We start from the raw sequence: 18,156 nt of genomic DNA, 5'->3' as shown, positions 1-18,156 counted from the left end.
TAAAAATTGAATAAAACAATATTGTTTAACCCAATTAGAATAGGTCGTAAATAAAGCATGTTTGAAAAATATTTACTTTCAAATTACGCAAGTAAAAAAAGCAAGGTGAAAATTCGAGAAAAATTGCTACATTTGCGCTCTATTTGCAAAAATACATTAAAAAATGGCTTTAATTAGTAAAATTCGCCAACGGGTTGGTCTGTTGGTATTTCTTATTGCGCTTGCTATCGTTATGTTTTTGGTAATGGATGCCTTCGACTCGCGCACAGGTATATTTGGCAGCGGTGCGGGTATGTACGCGGGCACCGTAGATGGAGAAAAAATATCCATGCAAGACTACGAAAACAAAGCCCAGCAGGTAATTGATAACCGCGGCAACGATGTTACCGAAGCTGACCGCCTACAAATGCGCGAATCGGCGTGGGATAATATGGTACAAGAATCAATTGCCCAGCGCCAGTACAAGCTGTTGGGGCTCGACATTACAGACGATGAGTTGCGCGCACTGTTTACCGACGAAAAAAACCTGCATCCGTCTTTAAGGCAGGCAACACTTTTTTTTGACGAAACCGGAAAATTCAGCATCGAAAAAATGCGCGAATACGTCAACTCATTTAACGACGAAAACGTTGCCGATGCCGCCGAACGCCGCGCCCGTTGGAAAAGTTTTGAAGAGTCGGTTTATGCCGAACAACTTCGCAAGCGTTATACTTCGCTTATTAAAAAAGCAGTTTATACTCCCGCGTTTTTTGCCCAAGAAAACAACCGCGAAACAGGGCAAAAAGCCGATATTCGTTACGTGTTAGTACCCTACGAAACCGTAGCCGACGCCGATATTACTGTAACTGACAGCGATTTAAAATCTTATATCAGCCAAAACGCCAACCTTTATCAAAATAAATTTGATACCCGCAACATTGCGTATCTTAGTTTTCCGGTAGAGGCCTCGCAAGCCGACCGCCTTAAATTAGAAAACGAAATGCGCGAAAAAGCCGAACAAATGAAAACGACCACCGATATTGACAATTTTATGCAGGTGCAGTTTTCAGATACCCCATACGATTCGTTGTATAAAACCAAAGACCAATTGACTACATCGGTTAAAGACACCTTGTTTACCTTTGAAGCCGGAACAGTTTATGGCCCTTATTTTGAAGCCAACTCATATAGGCTTGCTAAAATACTCGATAAAAAAATGGTGGCCGACTCTGCCCAAATCCGGCAAATTGTAAGACGCCCCAACACTAAGGAAGCATTTGAAGCAGACAAAAAAATAATTGACAGCCTTCTTGCAGTTGTTAAAAATGGTGGCGATTTTGCTGCCTTAGCTGCACAGTTCTCGCAAGACGAAGGCTCAAAGACACAAGGCGGTAAACTGCCCTATACCAAATTCGGTGGCTTTAATGGCAATGTTTTAAATAATGCAATCTTTGCCAAGCAACAACAAGGCGATATATTTAAAATTATAGCAGAGGATGGCGTTTATATTGTCGAAATTTTAAATGCTAAACCCAGCAAACAAGCCTTAAAATTGGCTATATTAACTAAAAATATAGAAGCCAGCCAAGCTACTACCGACTCTATATACAATACAGCATCGGCCATAGTAACGGCAAATAAAACCTACGAAGAACTTAAGTCGGCAGCGCAACAACGCGGCCTTACCTTAAAAGATGCAACCGACCTTAAACGAAGCGATTATAATATACCCGGACTTGGTGTTGCTAATGATGTAGTGGCTTGGGCATTTAAAGGGAAACTGAATAGCGTTAGTGAGTCGGTCTTCCAAATTAACGGGAAAAACGAAAATGGCAGTGCTAAAACGGATTATGTAATTGCTGCTTTAACCGGAGTTAAAACCAAGGGTTTATCCACCCCCGAAGATGTGAGAGCAAAAGTTGAACCTTTGGTAAAACGCCAAAAGAAAATGGCACAAATTGCCGCTAAAATTGGAAGCGCAGCTACCCTAGATGAAGTTGCCAGCGCAACAAGCCAACAAGTGCAAACTGCTGTCGGCTTAGACTTTAAATCGCCAAACTTGCCAAATATTGGGCGCGAACCCAAATTGCAAGGCACTATTTTTGGTTTACAGCCCAAACAAGTATCAAAACCTATTGAAGGCGAAAAAGGCGTGTACGTTGTTGAGCTAAGTTCGCTAACTGACGCCCCACAAAGTGGCGATATTACTCAACAAAAAGCTAATTTGAACAATATGGCACGCCAACCGGTTGATATGAGCGTATTGCCCGCCTTAGTTAAAAAAGCCGACATCACAGACAATCGCTTTGCTGTTCGCCGTTAAAATAACTGATATAGCATAATAAGCTAAACTTTGTATATAGCTAAGTGTTTTGATTGCTAAGTTTACCATACACTTTAATGTATATACATATGTAGATAACCCACAACCAACCGCCCTTTTACTGTTCATCCGGATGGGTAACAGCAAAGGGCGGTTAGTTTTTTAAAACGGTTCATGGTGCTTAAATACAGCTAATCAAAAAAATAGAGGTATGTGCTTGAGAAAAATTACGAATGCAACTGACATAATTACCCATATTGTGTTAATTTTTAGTATTAGCATGGGCTTGGGAATTTTTTATCTTGTTAGCAGTGCAATAGGCTTGGCTATGGCGCAAACTACGCAAATAATAACAGGTAAACCATTGGCAACAGCCTCGTTAAACCGTAGCCTGTTGGCCATAGGCGAACAAGCACAATTACAAGTGGCGGTACAATTGCAACAAGCACAAGGATCACCTGAGATGGCCGTGCAAACCTGGCCTAATTGGACTGATACCACTTTGCTTAACGGCCTCGAAATAGTAAAAACAAATCCGGTTAGAGACAGCCTTTTATCAGTAGCCAATAAAATGCAATATCAAACTGTATATATTACGGCTTGGGACTCGGGCAATTATACAGTGCCACCTTTGCCAATTATTGTAAAACAGGGCAGTGCAACGCAAACTTACTATACCGATTCGTTGACTTTGCGCGTAAATTTAGTAACTGTTAATCCACAACAAGATATTATGCCCAATAAAGGCAATTTAGAGGTGGCTTTTAGCTGGCGCGAGTTAATACCTTATTGGCCATTTTTAGCACTTTTATTTGTTTTGCTGGTATTGTTCTGGTGGTATTACAAATATAAAAAACGCAAAAAAAATAAACTGCCCGTTATAACTGACCAAGATAAGCAGATTGAGCCGCGCCCTGCCCACGAAATTGCTTTGAAAAAACTAAACGAACTTGCACAGGCTAAACTTTGGCAACAAGGCAAGGTAAAGGCTTATTACAGCGAATTGAGCTTTATTGTCCGCGAGTATTTAGAAAATCGCTACCAAATACCGGCCTTAGAGGCTGTTACCACCGATATTTTAAAACAAGCAGCCACCCTTGACTTTAAAGATGCCATAGCCACCCAATACCTAAGCGAAATATTAAAAACCGCCGATTTGGTAAAATTTGCCAAACTATCACCCAACCCCGAAACACATGAAACTTTGCTAATTAATGCCGAGTGGTTGGTACAGCACACAAAGTTAACGGCTAATGATGGGTTATAGGACATATTTAGCTGATTCTAAACGGTAGTATTATTAATTAGTTGGTCTTTGGGTTTTTTATTTCCGGAATTTTTTTTGTTGTGCTAAAATTGAAAAGTCGTCTTCGCTTTTAATAATGCGGTTATAAAGTACGCCTAAACCTTCGATTGAAAGTTCTACCTCGTCGCCTAATTTTAGCCAATTTTCGAACGCATTTGGGTTTTGATGTTTGGCAGTACCGTTTAACTCTAAGAAACATCCGGTGCCAACAGTTCCCGAGCCAATTATTTCGCCCGGATACATTTCGGTGCCATAACTAATGCGCTCAATAATTTCGGCAAACGTCCAGTTCATATCGGCAGTGCTTCCCTGCGAAACCAACGCTCCGTTTACTTTGCATTGCATTTTTAAATTATACTGTTTGCCAATATGTCCTTTAGGTGTGGGGCAAACAAAGGCCTGTAATTCATCGGGTGTAACCAAGTAGGGGCCTAAGGCGGTGGCAAAATCTTTACCTTTGGCTGGTCCAAGGTTAAGTTTCATTTCGATCATTTGTAAAAGTCGTGCGCTAAAATCGTTCATCACTATAAATCCGGCAATAAAATCATCGGCTTCTTCGGCGCGTATATTATACCCCGCCCATCCTATAACGGCGGCAATTTCTAATTCAAAATCAAGTTGATGCAAATGGTCGGGCATTACGGCAATATCGCCAGGACCATTAATAGCGTGGTGGTTGCTGAAATAAAAAACCGGAAACTCATCAAATTCCGGAATCATATCTAAACCCCTGTTGCGGCGGCCAGCGGCTACATGCTGCCTGAAAGCATAGGCATCGCGCAGCGAGGGGGGGTGCGGTACGGGCGCAAGTAAAGCTAACGACTGAATGGGCTTGGGTGTTGCCCGAACTTTGTTGCCGGCTTTAATTTGTGCATCGTAGGCTTTGGCAAGCACCATTGTTTCATCTTCGCCAAACAAAAACTCGGCCATAGTGGGGGGCAGTTCTTTGTCTAAAAGGTTTAAATCGTAGGCCATGCTACCTACTAAAATAGCGGCTTGTTCTAATTGGTCGGTTTGGTTATAGTAGCTTATAAGTTTCATGTTGTAAGCAAAGCCAGACGGGCAAATATTGTTTGTTTGTTTTTTAGTTTGTTTGTGCAAAGATAGGACAATTTACTTCATAAGATTGCTGGTGATTTTTTGTTACGTGGAAACATAATTGTCGTCATAAGCTAAACATTTGTGTTGATGAGGTGTTTAAATGTTAATTAAACAATAGTGAAGCTGCAGGTTTTGGCACGTTTTTAGTCTCTAATATTGTTGTTACCGCTAATAAAAAATAATAACATACTATTTTTTGATATTTTAAATTTTACCTAAATGTCTGTTTTAAAAGTTATCGAAGTTTTGTCGAATTCTACAAAAAGTTGGGAAGATGCCACCGCTACGGGCATTGCAAAGGCAAGTGAAAGTGTGCATGGCATAAAGTCGGCATACGTGCAAGACCAAAGCGTAGTAGTAAGCAGTGGCAAAATTACCGAGTACCGCGTAACCTTAAAAATTACTTTTGAGGTAGATTAACACCTGAAAAAATGTTGTTAGCAAGCAATAGTTTACCATATTGCGGCTCCGGATTGAAGTCAGTTTAGGAAACAAAATTCCGGAAAAAACAAAGGGGCACTTGTAGTTGATACACAGGTGCCCCTTTACTGTTTTTTAAGAGAAAAAGATATCGAGGTAAATTAAATTAATGTATTGTTGTAGCTGTTGTCAGCTAATTTTGTTCTACCTCGTCGTCTAACAGATACGTGTAATCAAAATTGCAGTTTGTTTTAACGCCGCCGCGTTCGGTAATACAATCTTCGCTGCTTTGAAAGTCTCGGTTTGACGAAAAAAACATAGCAAACCTGTTTTGCATGGCGGTTAGCGCGCCAACGGCATCGAGGCGAATAAAATTAAGTCCGGTATTTTGTACATTGTCCACTTCGTCATCTCCGTCATTAATTACAACACCGCCGCCACGTAAACAACTTATCAATAAATTAACCGAAGGTAAGGGATTCGTAAAAATGCCTTGGTTATTGGCGGCTTTTGCAATTTGACCGTAAAAATCTTGTAAAAGCAGTACCATACCCGCAACAACTGGCGTAGCTTGGCTGGTGCCCGATTGTGTTGAACTGCTTTGTGGTGTTTTAATGCCCGACGAGGTAATAGGCGCTCCGGGGGCAAAAATATCGGTTCGGTGGGCTTTATTGATGCTTTCATGCAGCCTTTGCGAAAAAGGGGTAATGCGTCCGGGGCCACTTTTAGCTTCGGTGCCACCAATTTTATACACCATACCGCCCGAGTCGTAAACGGCACCTACGCTAATACACTCTTTAATTATGGCAGGGTAGCCCATGCCCTGTTTGCTTTGGAGGTCAAAAAAGCTATTTCCGGCGGCTATAACACAAACCACCCGTTTTTGGGCTAATTTTTTAATTATTTGTGTTACAGGTTCGTTTAAATAGTCATTTTCATGTGTAAGATTACTACCCTTAGCGCCTAACGATAAATTGACAACAGATATATTGTATTTTTTGTAATTATCGAGCACCCATTGTAAGGCATTGGTAAGTATTACAGTGTTTGAACCACCGTCATTTGCAAAGGTCTTTATGGGTATAATGCCCGCTTGTGGCGCAATGCCAATATGAACGCCATTTGCTACGGCTATACCACTTACATTTGTACCATGGCCATGCCCGTCGGTAGCATCGTTTGGGTTGGCGTTGTTGTCGGCGGTGAAGTTTTTTTGTGTGATAATTCTTCCGGTAAAATCAACGTGGTTTGGGTTGATACCGGTGTCAATAACGGCAACATTATAATTTTTTCCGGATACGTTAAATTGGTTTCGAGCCTCATTGACACGAATGAACGAGCTGGCTTGAGTTAATAAAACTGCTAATTCTAATCCGGGTAGCTGAAAAGGTTTTTCGGGAACGGTTAAGTCTAAATTTTGTTGTGTTTGGTTAGGCATAGTAATTTTTTTTGGTAGTTTCAAATATCTGCCCTACATTGCGCAGGTAAATTACGTTGTTTATGAGCAAAGACGCAAGTTTGTTTAATTTGTTAGGTGGTTTTTTAATTTATTTGGAAAAAGAGAAAAGATTTTCGGCTCACACCCTTATTGCCTATCAAAATGATTTGAAGCAATTTATGGTTTTTATTTCCGGAAAATTTCCGGATAATGCAGCCAACACTATTAATCCCGAACAAATTACACCCAAGCACATACGCAGTTGGTTGGCCAGGTTAATGGCGCAAGGTTACCATCCGGCAAGCGTAGCTCGTAAATTATCAAGTATAAAGGCATTGTATTGGTATTTACAAAAACGGCATAATTGTCCGGTAAATCCTGCACAGTCAGTAAAAACACCCAAAAAACCTCAACAACTGCCTGCCTGGATAGAGCAACCACGCATGGAACAATTATTTGATGCCAGTACCGACTTTTTTGCCCCTAATTTTAAAGGTCAAACCGAGTATTTAATATTAGACCTTTTATATGCAACTGGCATAAGGCGCAGCGAACTAACCCAGCTAAAAATAACCGATTTAGATGCGGCAAACGGTATTTTGCATATTAACGGCAAACGAAACAAGCAGCGCAACATACCCATAAGCCAAAGACTAAGTCAAGCCCTGCAACATTATATACTATATGTGCGAAATGAGCGTTTTAAAGACAGTGCCGACCACTCACTTTTTTTAACAAATTTGGGGAACTCAATATATCCCGAATATGTTTACCGGATTGTAAGGAAGTACCTTAACTATATAACCACTCAAAAACATCGTAGCCCCCATACTATACGCCATACAACTGCCACACACCTGTTAGACCAAGGCGGCGACCTAAATGCCATAAAAGATTTACTTGGCCATAGTTCGTTAGCATCAACACAGGTTTACACCCACAACACCATCGAAAAATTAAAACAAGTTTACCAAAAAGCACATCCAAAAGGCGAGGGCTAACCCGTAAGCCTTTGTTATTTATATAAATCATATTGTTCACGATTTAATTTTGTAATGTATGCAAATTAACTTTCATGCCCACGAGTTTAAAACCGATGTAAAACTGCTTGATTATGTTGAGCAAAAAGTTGGCAAATTAGCACATTATTTTGAGCAAATTATTGATGCTGATGTTTATTTGAGTTTAGAAGGTAAAAAACACATAGTACGCGATAAAACGCTAACTCTTAAGCTGCACTTGCCCGGAAACACCATTGTAACTACCGAAACTTGCCTAAGTTTTGAAGAAGCTTGCGATGTAGTAGTTGAACATGCTAAAAGGCAACTTACAAAGTACAAAGAAAAATTACATCAACATTAAAAAAAAAATTTCGAATATAGTTGGCCGGATAAAAAAATAACCGTACCTTTGCACACCATTTGAAAAACACTTATTGCTAAGTGCCTACTCAAATAGTGTTTTTTTTGCCAATGTAGCTCAGTTGGTAGAGCTGCTGATTTGTAATCAGCAGGTCGGGGGTTCGAGTCCCTCCATTGGCTCGTTTTTGTTAGTTGTACTTTGACTTTAATGTTTTATTGAGGGGGGATACCAAAGTGGCCAACTGGGGCAGACTGTAAATCTGCTGTCGCTCGACTTCGAAGGTTCGAATCCTTCTCCCCCCACTCTAGTATTTTTGATCGCTTTGCCCATGCAATAGGTAGTTAATTAATTATTTTGCAGGCAAACTTGTATCGTTTTATTGGATATCCCTAAGAGCAACAGTGGCAGCGTAACACATAATACAATCTGGTACAGCTAACATAAACAACAACAACAAAAACAAACCAACTTAACTAATAATTTTATTAGTTAATTAATTTATTAACTATGCGGAAGTAGCTCAGTTGGTAGAGCATCAGCCTTCCAAGCTGAGGGTCGCGGGTTCGAACCTCGTCTTCCGCTCAAATACTTTGGTATTTAATTATTTAAGCCAACGTAGCTCAGCGGTAGAGCACTTCCTTGGTAAGGAAGAGGTCGTGAGTTCAATCCTCATCGTTGGCTCTTTTATTATTTTTATTATTAACTTCAAACTTGTACATCGTTTCTTCTCATGGCTAAAGAGAATTTTGTAAGGAGTAAACCCCACGTTAATATTGGCACCATTGGCCACGTTGACCATGGCAAAACCACCCTTACCGCCGCTATTACATTGGTTTTAGGCCGCAAGGGTCTTTCTGAGTTGCGTTCTTACGACTCTATTGACTCGGCCCCCGAAGAAAAAGAACGTGGTATCACTATTAATACTGCCCACGTTGAATACCAAACCGAAAACCGCCACTATGCACACGTAGATTGTCCCGGCCACGCCGACTACGTTAAAAACATGGTAACTGGTGCTGCCCAAATGGACGGCGCTATTTTGGTGGTTGCTGCTACTGATGGCCCTATGCCACAAACCCGCGAACACATTCTATTAGCCCGCCAGGTAGGCGTGCCTCAATTGGTGGTGTTTATGAACAAAGTTGACCTTGTTGATGACCCCGAATTGTTAGAATTAGTAGAAATGGAAATGCGTGAACTATTGAGCTTCTATGAGTTCGATGGCGACAATATTCCAATTATTAAAGGCTCGGCTCTTAAAGCCCTTAACGCCGACCCAGAAGGCGAAGCCCAAGTAATGGAACTAATGAATGCTGTTGACACTTGGATTCCGTTGCCCGTGCGCGACGTTGACAAACCCTTCTTGATGCCCGTTGAAGACGTATTTTCAATTACTGGCCGTGGCACAGTTGCTACCGGCAAAATTGAACGCGGCGTAGTTAAAACTGGCGAAGGTGTAGATATTATCGGCTTACGCCCCATCGATGCTAAAAAACTAACTTCAACTTGTACCGGAGTTGAAATGTTCCGTAAAATATTAGACCGCGGCGAAGCCGGCGATAACGTAGGTTTGTTGTTGCGTGGTATAGACAAAGAAGATATTCGCAGGGGCATGGTAATTTGCAAACCTGGTTCGGTTAACCCACACACCCATTTTAAAGCTGAAGTTTACGTACTAAGCAAAGAAGAGGGGGGCCGCCATACACCGTTCTTTAACGAGTATCGCCCACAGTTTTTCTTCCGGACAACTGACGTAACCGGTACAATTAAATTGGCTGAAGGCGTTGAAATGGTAATGCCCGGCGATAACGTAACCATTGAGGTAGAACTTATTTACCCCATAGCTCTTGAAAAAGGCTTGCGTTTTGCTATCCGCGAAGGTGGTCGTACCGTAGGTGCTGGCCAGGTAACCGAAATTTTAAAGTAAACAAATAAAGCAAAACAGTGTTATAAACAAGCGGGCAAGCAAAAAAGGCAATGGTTTAAATGTTTTAAATAGTATTTTATTCATCTGCCGCTCTGATATACCTACTAATGTAACAATGTAATGCAAAATGCCATTAAAGATATTAGCAAATAAGGCTTTAGTTTTGTTTTAAGTCATACTTTAAACAATAAAGTCTTATTTGCTGTCTTTAAAATAAGAAACTAAATAACAACAAAAAAACAAACTGTTTGTCTGTAAAACTATTTGTTCATAATTTAATTAATTTACGGGTGTAGCTCAGCTGGTAGAGCGACGGTCTCCAAAACCGTAGGTCGTGGGTTCGAACCCTTCCGCCCGTGCTAACCTAACTAACCATTTACGCTTATTTTGCAATGGATAAAGTAAAGCAATATATACAAGAAACCGCTATTGAACTGCGCGAGCGCGTTACTTGGCCAACATGGGACGAATTGTTTGTGCATACCCGCTTAGTGCTGGTAACCACAGCAATTTTAACCGGTTATGTTTTTTTAGTAGATTTTATTTTTGGTGCCAATCCGGAAAATAAATTTTTCGAAGGTATCTTGCACTATATTTATCAAATATTTAGCTAATAAGTAATTGATTTTTTACTTGTTGAATTTCCGGAAAATAAATTTGTAAGTCTAAGTATAAAATAAATAATGGAAGATAATACTACACACGTAAAAGAACACGACTCATTATTAAATGAGCAAAGTTCAGATACAAAATGGTACGTGCTTAGGGTAATTAGTGGCAAAGAGCGCAAAGTGCGCGAATATATTGAGTTGGAAGTAAAACGCTCGAAGTGGGAGGATATTATTAAACAGGTAGTAACACCGACTGAAAAGGTGTATCAAATTAAAAACGGTAAAAAAACAATAAAAGAGCGCAATTTTTATCCGGGATATATGTTGGTTGAAGCAGTAGAAAAAAAACTAAACTCTGACATAGTTTCTACCATTACTGCTATAACAGGTGTCATCAGTTTTTTAGGTAAAGATACACCAGTTCCGTTGCGAAAGGCCGAAATTAACCGTATTTTAGGCAAAGTAGATGAGATGGAAGAAAGCGGAGAAACAGTAAGCGTTGAACCATTTTTAATTGGCGAAACAGTTAAAATTATTGACGGGCCTTTTAACGATTTTAATGGCGTCATCGAAGAAATTAATAACGAAAAGAAAAAATTAAAAGTAATTGTTAAAATATTTGGCCGCCGAACACCTGTTGAACTTAATTTTATACAGGTTGAAAAGCAAGCCTAACAAAATATACCATATTTACCAAGATTATGGCAAAACAAATTGAATACATAGTTCGACTTCAAGTTAAAGGTGGGCAAGCTAACCCATCTCCCCCTATTGGCCCTGCATTAGGCTCGAAAGGGGTAAATATTATGGGCTTTTGTAAAGAGTTTAACGCTCGGACACAAGATAAAATTGGGCAAGTTTTGCCTTGCCTTATAACCATATATAAAGATAAGTCGTTTGAGTTTATCATTAAAACTCCACCTGCCGCTATTCTACTTAAAGATGCTGCTAAATTACAGTCCGGATCGGCTGAACCAAACCGTAAAAAAGTAGGTAAAGTAACTTGGGAGCAAGTGCGCCAAATTGCCGAACTTAAAATGCCCGACCTTAACGCCTTTACCATTGAATCGGCTATGAGTATGGTGGCTGGCACGGCCCGCAGTATGGGCTTAAATGTTGATGGCACCCCACCTTGGCAATAAACTAAGCTGCTACTTTTTTACAAATAAATATTATTTTAAGTTACTTAAATAACATACACTTTATATCCACCAGCTATAACACATAAATGACCCGGCAGAACATATCGTTTACTTAAAGCTTTATGTAAAACCGGCAAAATTATAAAACAAGATGTAATATGAAACTTACCAAAAAACAAAAACAAGTTGTCAGTCAAGTGGACAATAACAAGTTGTATAGCATTGAAGATGCCTCTAAATTATTAAAAGAGATAAATTATACCAAATTTGATGCTTCGGTAGATGTGCATATCCGCCTTGGCCTTGACCCCCGCAAACCCGACCAGTCTTTACGCGGTGCCGTAACGCTTCCAAACGGTACTGGTAAAACAAAAAAGGTATTGGTGCTTTGTAATCCCGACAAAGAAAACGAAGCCAAAGCAGCAGGCGCTGACTACGTGGGGCTTGATGAATACATCGAAAAAATGAACGGTGGATGGCTTGATATTGATATTATTATTGCAACCCCCGACGTAATGGCTAAAGTTGGTAAACTTGGTCGCGTTTTAGGCCCACGTGGCTTAATGCCAAACCCCCGTACCGGAACCGTTACCCCCGATGTAAGCACCGCAGTTACCGAAGTAAAAAAAGGTAAAATCTCTTTCCGTATCGATAAGTTTGGAATAATTCATGCGTCCGTAGGGCGTGTGTCCTTTACCCCACAACAAATCGTTGAAAATGCTACTGAGTTAATTTCCACTATTAGCCGGATGAAGCCCTCTACAGCCAAAGGTACTTACTTTAAAAGCTTGTTTATGGCTAGCACAATGAGTCCGGGTATTCAAATTGACCTTAAATCCGTAAAAGGTATTTAACACATGAATCGTACCGAAAAAGCCGCAGTAATTGCCCAACTAACTGAAAAGTTTAACCAATATAGCTTTTTTTATATTGCCGACTCCTCAACACTTACGGTTGCAAAAATTAATGCATTACGCCGTATTTGCTTCAATAAAGGCATCGAAATAAAAGTAGCTAAAAATACCCTTATTCGTAAGGCACTTGAAGCGGTAGAAGACCGCACTTATAGTCAAAACTTGTACGATACTTTGCATGGTACATCGGCACTGCTTTTTAGCGACCAATCGAATTTACCCGCCAAAGTAATTAAAGAATTCCGAAAGGAGGACGCAAAACCAGCCCTCAAAGCAGCGTATATTGATTCGGATGTGTATGTTGGCGACGACAATTTAGACGCACTAATTAACCTAAAATCGAAAGCCGATTTATTAGGCGAGCTAATTGGATTGTTGCAGTCGCCTATGGCGGGATTATTATCGCAACTTCAATCAGGCGGCACAACTATTGCCGGAGTTCTTAAAACCCTGTCTGAGCGCGAATAAACCTAACATAACTGCAAACAAACAGAGAAAAAAATGTATTGTGTGTTTAATATTTCTTCCGGATACCACAATACACGCAAAGGAAATAAAAATCCGGAAAACTCAACTCGACGACCTATTTTATCTAATAACAAAATAAACCCCTAAGCCCTCGTTTCTTACTTTACCTATTTAAATATTAATGCTTCCACCATAAGTAAAAATAGGGCTTAATTAATACAAATATTTTTTAACACATCAAACTAAGCATACTACAATGGCCGAATTAAAAGCTTTAGCCGAACAATTAGTAAACTTAACCGTTCGTGAGGTAAAAGAATTAGCTGACATCCTCGAAAACGATTATGGCATTAAACCTGCCGCTGCTGCTCCTGTAATGGTTGCTGGTGGTGGGGGCGGTGCCGACGCACCCGCTGCAGTCGAACAAACCGAGTTCGACGTAATTTTGAAAAGCGCTGGCGCTAAAAAACTTAACGTAGTTAAAGTGGTAAAAGACCTAACAGGTTTAGGCCTTAAAGAGGCTAAAGACCTTGTTGACGGCGCACCAAACCCCGTTAAAGAAAAAGTGTCGAAAGCCGAAGCCGAGTCGCTTAAAGCCAAATTGGAAGAGGAAGGCGCCGAAGTTGAAGTTAAGTAATTAGTTTAAATTAATTAATTAATTGTTAGTAAAGCTAACTATCTGTACTTTACCATTTAATAATTTTGCTTCTTGCACACTTTATTATTTGCTTTGGCACTAAATAAACGGCTTAATCTAACACGTTGATTTTTTAATTATACTATCTACGCATACAATTTGGGCTAGGCACAAAAAATGCATTAGCCTGAGTAAAACCACCATAACCTTATGGTAAAATAGGGTTATGGTGTGTTTATTTGATTAAAATAGGTTTGAGACAAAAAAAATCTATAAAACCTATTTCTGTGCTTGCCCAAGCAACAGTAAGAAAAAGAAAAAGAAAAGTGCCTAAAAACACATCTTTTGCCCAAACCCTAATTAATTTGCCAGTTGGCAAGGCATATTTAGCCATATTTAACAAAATTCCGGAAAGAAATTAAGGTGTTTTTTTCTTTAACGTTTTGCCCAACCTTTATTTGCCATTAAAATATATTTGCCTGCCAAAAAAAGTAATGCCATCACATACCGAAATCCATACCGAAATAGGCAAGAGAAGTTAGAATTAATTTCTCTCTGCCTATTTCTTGTCTTTATATATAATAATTTTACTTTTGTCGTAATATAATTGCATGACTACTACCACGACTAAATCATCCTTGCGCTACAATTTTGGGAAAATTAAACAAACATTTTCACATCCCGATTTGCTGGAAATTCAACTAAGCTCTTTTAAAGACTTTTTTCAGCTTGAAACTACCCCCGAAAATCGCGAAAGTGAAGGCTTACACCGGGTTTTTCAAGAAAATTTCCCTATATCCGATGCTCGAAATATTTTTGTTTTAGAGTTTTTGGATTACCATATTGACCCCCCCCGCTATACAATGGAAGAGTGTATGCAACGGGGCTTAACCTACCACGTACCGCTAAAAGCAAAAGTACGCCTCTCGTGTAACGATGAAGAACATGTTGATTTTGAAACCAAAGAGCAAGATGTCTTTTTGGGGAATATTCCATATATGACCCCTAAAGGAACTTTTATTGTAAATGGTGCCGAGCGTATTGTAGTTTCGCAACTACATCGGTCTCCGGGTGTGTTTTTTAGCCAAAGTGTGCATCCTAACGGTACAAAAATTTATTCGGCACGGGTTATTCCGTTTAAAGGCTCATGGATTGAATTTTCTACCGATATTAACAATGTAATGTATGCCTACATTGACCGTAAGAAAAAATTTCCGGTAACAACTTTACTGCGCGCCATTGGCTATGATACCGATAAATCAATTTTAGATTTGTTCGATTTGGCCGAAGAAATTGAAGCTACCCGCGATAATTTAAACCAAAATATTGGCCGGAAATTAGGTGCACGTGTTTTAAGGTCGTGGGTCGAAGATTTTGTGGACGAAGATACAGGAGAAGTAGTTACCGTAGAACGCAACGAAATTTTATTAGAACGCGATACTTTATTAGGCGAAGAAAGTATTGATAAGATTATTGAAACCGGAACCAAGAGCTTAATCTTACAAAAAGAAGAACGCTCGAACGAGTTCTCGATTATCTACAATACTTTGGCCAAGGATACAGCCAACTCCGAAATTGAAGCTGTAAATCTTATATACAAACAATTGCGTGGCACAGAACCTCCGGATGAAGAAACCGCACGCGGCATTATTGACAAACTCTTTTTCTCAGACAAACGCTACGACCTGGGCGAGGTAGGCCGCTATAAAATTAACCGTAAGCTTAATTTAAATACCAGCAGCGAAGTTAAAGTATTAACCCGCGAAGATATTATTTCGATTATTGACTATTTGGTTCGGCTTACCAACTCAAAAGCCGAGGTAGATGATATTGACCATCTTAGCAACCGGAGGGTTCGCACCGTTGGTGAGCAACTATATGGCCAGTTTAGTGTGGGTTTAGCACGTATGGCACGCACCATCCGCGAACGCATGAACGTCCGCGATAATGAAGTGTTTTCGCCTTCAGACCTCATAAATGCACGCACCTTGTCGTCGGTTATTAATTCGTTTTTCGGAACCAGCCAATTATCGCAGTTTTTAGACCAAACCAACCCACTTAGTGAAATTGCCCACAAACGCCGTATTTCAGCGTTAGGCCCCGGAGGGCTCTCTCGCGAACGTGCAGGTTTCGAGGTGCGAGACGTACACTACTCACACTATGGCCGCCTTTGTACCATCGAAACTCCCGAAGGACCAAATATCGGCTTAATCTCGACCTTATGCGTACACGCTAAAATTAACAGAATGGGTTTCTTAGAAACGCCCTACCGCCGTGTGATAAACGGTAAAATGGATTTAGCACCCAATGCCGTTGATTTTTTGACTGCCGAAGAAGAAGATGATAAAATGGTAGGGCAAGCAACCGGAGATGTTAATTTTGAAAATGGGAAATTTAAACATAACACGCTGCAAGCAAGGCAAGAGGGCGAGTTTCCGGTGGTACATACCGACCAGTTGCAATACATAGACATTGCCCCCAACCAAATTGTAGGCGTTTCGGCATCGTTAATTCCGTTTTTAGAAAACGATGATGCCAACCGCGCGCTAATGGGCTCAAACATGCAACGCCAAGCTGTGCCTTTGTTATGCCCACAAGCTCCTATTGTCGGCACCGGAATTGAAGCCGTTGTAGCCCAAGACTCGCGCATGTTAATTAACGCCGAAGGAAAAGGGGTAGTTGAGTATGTAGATGCCAAAGAAATTATAATACGCTACGACCGCAGCGATAAAGACCGGTTAGTGAGCTTTGAAGGCGACTCGAAAAGCTACCCGCTGACTAAATTTATGAAAACTAACCAATCGACCTGCATCAACTTAAAGCCCGTTGTGCGCAAAGGCGATAAAGTGGTGCTTGGCCAAACCCTTTGCGAAGGGTATGCCACCGATAAAGGCGAGTTAGCACTTGGCACAAACCTACAAGTAGCTTTTATGCCATGGAAAGGGTATAATTTTGAAGATGCCATTGTAATCTCTGAGCGCGTTGTACGCGAAGACTTGTTTACATCGGTACATATTGAGGTGTTTGACATGGAAGTGCGCGACACCAAATTGGGCGAAGAAGAACTAACCAGCGATATCCCTAACGTAAGTGAAGATGCCACCAAAGATTTGGACGAAAATGGCCTTATCCGCATTGGCGCACACGTAAACGAAGGCGATATTATTATTGGCAAAATTACACCCAAAGGCGAATCAGACCCAACTCCCGAAGAAAAACTGTTGCGCGCCATATTTGGCGACAAGGCCGGCGATGTAAAAGATGCTTCCTTAAAACTACCCCCCTCTATGTCGGGCGTAGTAATTGACCGCCAACTATATGTCCGGAATAAAAAAACGAAAGAGTCTAAAGTTAAAGAAAAAGAAATAATTGCCAAAGTTGAAGACCAGCACAACCAAGCAAAAGAAAAATGGCGCAATATTTTGCTCGCCAAATTAGTTGAACTGCTGAAAGACAAAACCTCAATAGGGGTAAGAAACAATTTTGGTGAAGATGTTATTCCTAAAGGCTCGCTGTTTAACGAACGTGTTTTATCCGGATTAAATTATGAAGGCATAAAAAGCTCGGCCTGGACAAACGACGAAGAAACAAATGCTTTATTATCTGTTTTACTTCGTAACTTCGATATCAAAATTAGTGAAGAGGTTGGCCGCTTTAAACGCGAAAAATACAATATTAGTATAGGAGATGAGTTGCCCCCCGGCGTTCTTAAAATGGCCAAAGTATATATTGCCAAAAAACGCAAACTGCGCGTAGGCGATAAACTTGCAGGCCGACATGGAAACAAAGGCATTGTAGCCAAAATAGTGCGCCTTGAAGATATGCCGTTTTTAGAAGACGGTACCCCAATGGACATCGTATTAAATCCATTAGGTGTTCCATCGCGGATGAACCTTGGCCAAATTTACGAGACCGTTTTAGCATGGGCCGGAAAAATTCATGGCAAAAAATATGCATGTCCCATATTCGATGGCCCCTCGATTGACGAAATAGAAAAAGAAATTCAAGCAGCAAAACTACCCTCGTTAGGCCAAACCTACCTTTACGATGGCGAAACCGGCAGCCGTTTCCACCAACCCGCAACAGTAGGTATTATATATATGCTAAAACTATCACACATGGTTGATGATAAAATGCACGCTCGTTCCATTGGCCCGTACTCGTTAATTACCCAACAACCTTTGGGTGGTAAAGCACAGTTTGGAGGTCAGCGTTTTGGCGAAATGGAAGTGTGGGCATTAGAGGCTTACGGCGCATCGCACATATTACAAGAACTGCTAACTGTTAAATCGGATGATATTGTAGGACGCGCTAAAACTTACGAGGCAATTGTAAAAGGCGATAATATGCCAATACCAAATATTCCTGAATCGTTTAATGTATTGATGCACGAGTTGCGAGGTTTAGCGCTTGACTTAGTATTTGAATAAGCAAAAATAATTAAGCTACTTCGCGTAGAAAATCAAAGCTATTGTTTTATATCCGGATGCTGAACAAACTAAATAACCAGCCCATTAATTAAATTAAA

16 protein-coding genes and 5 tRNA genes are annotated in these 18,156 nt (G+C 40.4%); 19 read left to right on the top strand and 2 right to left on the bottom strand.

Annotation, left to right across the window (positions count from 1 at the left end):
• Positions 1-163: 163 nt before the first annotated feature.
• Positions 164-2,302, top strand: a complete 2,139-nt coding sequence (locus tag IPI59_06000; GenBank protein MBK7527098.1) for a SurA N-terminal domain-containing protein — start codon at positions 164-166, stop codon at positions 2,300-2,302.
• Positions 2,303-2,513: 211 nt separating this feature from the next.
• On the top strand, positions 2,514-3,569 hold the full coding sequence (locus IPI59_05995) for a hypothetical protein (protein ID MBK7527097.1): 1,056 nt from the start codon (positions 2,514-2,516) through the stop codon (positions 3,567-3,569).
• A gap of 57 nt (positions 3,570-3,626) precedes the next feature.
• Here the strand turns inward: IPI59_05995 and IPI59_05990 are convergent, their stop codons facing one another.
• Positions 3,627-4,649, bottom strand: a complete 1,023-nt coding sequence (locus IPI59_05990; GenBank protein MBK7527096.1) for a fumarylacetoacetate hydrolase family protein — start codon at positions 4,647-4,649, stop codon at positions 3,627-3,629.
• Positions 4,650-4,928: 279 nt separating this feature from the next.
• On the opposite strand from IPI59_05990, the gene IPI59_05985 reads away from it, so the two are divergent.
• On the top strand, positions 4,929-5,129 hold the full coding sequence (locus IPI59_05985) for a dodecin domain-containing protein (GenBank protein MBK7527095.1): 201 nt from the start codon (positions 4,929-4,931) through the stop codon (positions 5,127-5,129).
• Positions 5,130-5,322: 193 nt separating this feature from the next.
• On the opposite strand, the gene IPI59_05980 is transcribed toward IPI59_05985, so the two are convergent.
• Positions 5,323-6,567 (bottom strand): S8 family serine peptidase, encoded by a 1,245-nt coding sequence (locus tag IPI59_05980; protein MBK7527094.1) that lies wholly within the window; start codon positions 6,565-6,567, stop codon positions 5,323-5,325.
• Between the two features lie 62 nt (positions 6,568-6,629).
• Here IPI59_05980 and IPI59_05975 point away from each other — a divergent pair, with 62 nt between their 5' ends.
• From IPI59_05975 to rpoB, 16 genes are all read left to right on the top strand, one after another.
• Entirely contained in the window at positions 6,630-7,568 is a 939-nt protein-coding gene (locus IPI59_05975; GenBank protein ID MBK7527093.1) for a tyrosine-type recombinase/integrase, read from the top strand.
• 58 nt (positions 7,569-7,626) lie between these two features.
• The gene (raiA, locus tag IPI59_05970) at positions 7,627-7,929 is read left to right on the top strand and encodes a ribosome-associated translation inhibitor RaiA (protein ID MBK7527092.1); all 303 of its coding nucleotides are present in this window, start codon (positions 7,627-7,629) and stop codon (positions 7,927-7,929) included.
• Between the two features lie 106 nt (positions 7,930-8,035).
• A tRNA-Thr gene (locus IPI59_05965) sits at positions 8,036-8,108 on the top strand.
• Between the two features lie 40 nt (positions 8,109-8,148).
• Positions 8,149-8,231, top strand: a tRNA-Tyr gene (locus tag IPI59_05960).
• 207 nt (positions 8,232-8,438) lie between these two features.
• Positions 8,439-8,511: transfer RNA gene (locus IPI59_05955), tRNA-Gly, on the top strand.
• Between the two features lie 27 nt (positions 8,512-8,538).
• Positions 8,539-8,610, top strand: a tRNA-Thr gene (locus IPI59_05950).
• A gap of 49 nt (positions 8,611-8,659) precedes the next feature.
• Positions 8,660-9,856 carry an elongation factor Tu gene (gene tuf / locus IPI59_05945; protein ID MBK7527091.1) on the top strand — a complete coding sequence of 399 codons (1,197 nt, stop codon included), beginning with the start codon at positions 8,660-8,662 and terminating at the stop codon, positions 9,854-9,856.
• A gap of 286 nt (positions 9,857-10,142) precedes the next feature.
• Positions 10,143-10,215 (top strand) — tRNA-Trp (locus IPI59_05940).
• 33 nt (positions 10,216-10,248) lie between these two features.
• On the top strand, positions 10,249-10,470 hold the full coding sequence (secE, locus tag IPI59_05935) for a preprotein translocase subunit SecE (GenBank protein ID MBK7527090.1): 222 nt from the start codon (positions 10,249-10,251) through the stop codon (positions 10,468-10,470).
• A 69-nt stretch (positions 10,471-10,539) separates the two neighbouring features.
• Entirely contained in the window at positions 10,540-11,142 is a 603-nt protein-coding gene (gene nusG / locus IPI59_05930; protein MBK7527089.1) for a transcription termination/antitermination factor NusG, read from the top strand.
• A 26-nt stretch (positions 11,143-11,168) separates the two neighbouring features.
• Positions 11,169-11,609 (top strand): 50S ribosomal protein L11, encoded by a 441-nt coding sequence (rplK, locus tag IPI59_05925; GenBank protein ID MBK7527088.1) that lies wholly within the window; start codon positions 11,169-11,171, stop codon positions 11,607-11,609.
• A gap of 158 nt (positions 11,610-11,767) precedes the next feature.
• A complete protein-coding gene (locus tag IPI59_05920; GenBank protein MBK7527087.1) occupies positions 11,768-12,463 on the top strand; it encodes a 50S ribosomal protein L1 in 696 nt (231 codons plus the stop codon).
• A gap of 3 nt (positions 12,464-12,466) precedes the next feature.
• On the top strand, positions 12,467-12,991 hold the full coding sequence (locus tag IPI59_05915) for a 50S ribosomal protein L10 (GenBank protein ID MBK7527086.1): 525 nt from the start codon (positions 12,467-12,469) through the stop codon (positions 12,989-12,991).
• Positions 12,992-13,247: 256 nt separating this feature from the next.
• Entirely contained in the window at positions 13,248-13,628 is a 381-nt protein-coding gene (gene rplL, locus IPI59_05910; protein MBK7527085.1) for a 50S ribosomal protein L7/L12, read from the top strand.
• Positions 13,629-13,867: 239 nt separating this feature from the next.
• Positions 13,868-14,050 (top strand): hypothetical protein, encoded by a 183-nt coding sequence (locus tag IPI59_05905; protein MBK7527084.1) that lies wholly within the window; start codon positions 13,868-13,870, stop codon positions 14,048-14,050.
• A gap of 189 nt (positions 14,051-14,239) precedes the next feature.
• A complete protein-coding gene (rpoB, locus tag IPI59_05900; GenBank protein MBK7527083.1) occupies positions 14,240-18,058 on the top strand; it encodes a DNA-directed RNA polymerase subunit beta in 3,819 nt (1,272 codons plus the stop codon).
• Positions 18,059-18,156: the final 98 nt, after the last annotated feature.

The organism is Sphingobacteriales bacterium, assembly GCA_016706405.1.
Classification (GTDB): Bacteria; Bacteroidota; Bacteroidia; order Chitinophagales; family UBA2359; genus BJ6.
The sequence above is the reverse complement of the archived record's forward strand: the minus strand, read 5'-3'. Positions and strand labels throughout refer to the sequence as shown.

Excerpts from the sequence above, each read along its gene's own strand:
- IPI59_05990 (MBK7527096.1), bottom strand. The coding sequence starts at position 4,649 with ATGAAACTTATAAGCTACTATAACCAAACCGACCAATTAGAACAAGCC.
- raiA (MBK7527092.1), top strand. The coding sequence starts at position 7,627 with ATGCAAATTAACTTTCATGCCCACGAGTTTAAAACCGATGTAAAACTG.
- IPI59_05975 (MBK7527093.1), top strand. The coding sequence starts at position 6,630 with ATGAGCAAAGACGCAAGTTTGTTTAATTTGTTAGGTGGTTTTTTAATT.
- rpoB (MBK7527083.1), top strand. The coding sequence starts at position 14,240 with ATGACTACTACCACGACTAAATCATCCTTGCGCTACAATTTTGGGAAA.
- IPI59_06000 (MBK7527098.1), top strand. The coding sequence starts at position 164 with ATGGCTTTAATTAGTAAAATTCGCCAACGGGTTGGTCTGTTGGTATTT.
- nusG (MBK7527089.1), top strand. The coding sequence starts at position 10,540 with ATGGAAGATAATACTACACACGTAAAAGAACACGACTCATTATTAAAT.
- rplL (MBK7527085.1), top strand. The coding sequence starts at position 13,248 with ATGGCCGAATTAAAAGCTTTAGCCGAACAATTAGTAAACTTAACCGTT.
- IPI59_05985 (MBK7527095.1), top strand. The coding sequence starts at position 4,929 with ATGTCTGTTTTAAAAGTTATCGAAGTTTTGTCGAATTCTACAAAAAGT.
- IPI59_05915 (MBK7527086.1), top strand. The coding sequence starts at position 12,467 with ATGAATCGTACCGAAAAAGCCGCAGTAATTGCCCAACTAACTGAAAAG.
- tuf (MBK7527091.1), top strand. The coding sequence starts at position 8,660 with ATGGCTAAAGAGAATTTTGTAAGGAGTAAACCCCACGTTAATATTGGC.
- IPI59_05980 (MBK7527094.1), bottom strand. The coding sequence starts at position 6,567 with ATGCCTAACCAAACACAACAAAATTTAGACTTAACCGTTCCCGAAAAA.
- secE (MBK7527090.1), top strand. The coding sequence starts at position 10,249 with ATGGATAAAGTAAAGCAATATATACAAGAAACCGCTATTGAACTGCGC.
- IPI59_05920 (MBK7527087.1), top strand. The coding sequence starts at position 11,768 with ATGAAACTTACCAAAAAACAAAAACAAGTTGTCAGTCAAGTGGACAAT.
- IPI59_05995 (MBK7527097.1), top strand. The coding sequence starts at position 2,514 with ATGTGCTTGAGAAAAATTACGAATGCAACTGACATAATTACCCATATT.
- rplK (MBK7527088.1), top strand. The coding sequence starts at position 11,169 with ATGGCAAAACAAATTGAATACATAGTTCGACTTCAAGTTAAAGGTGGG.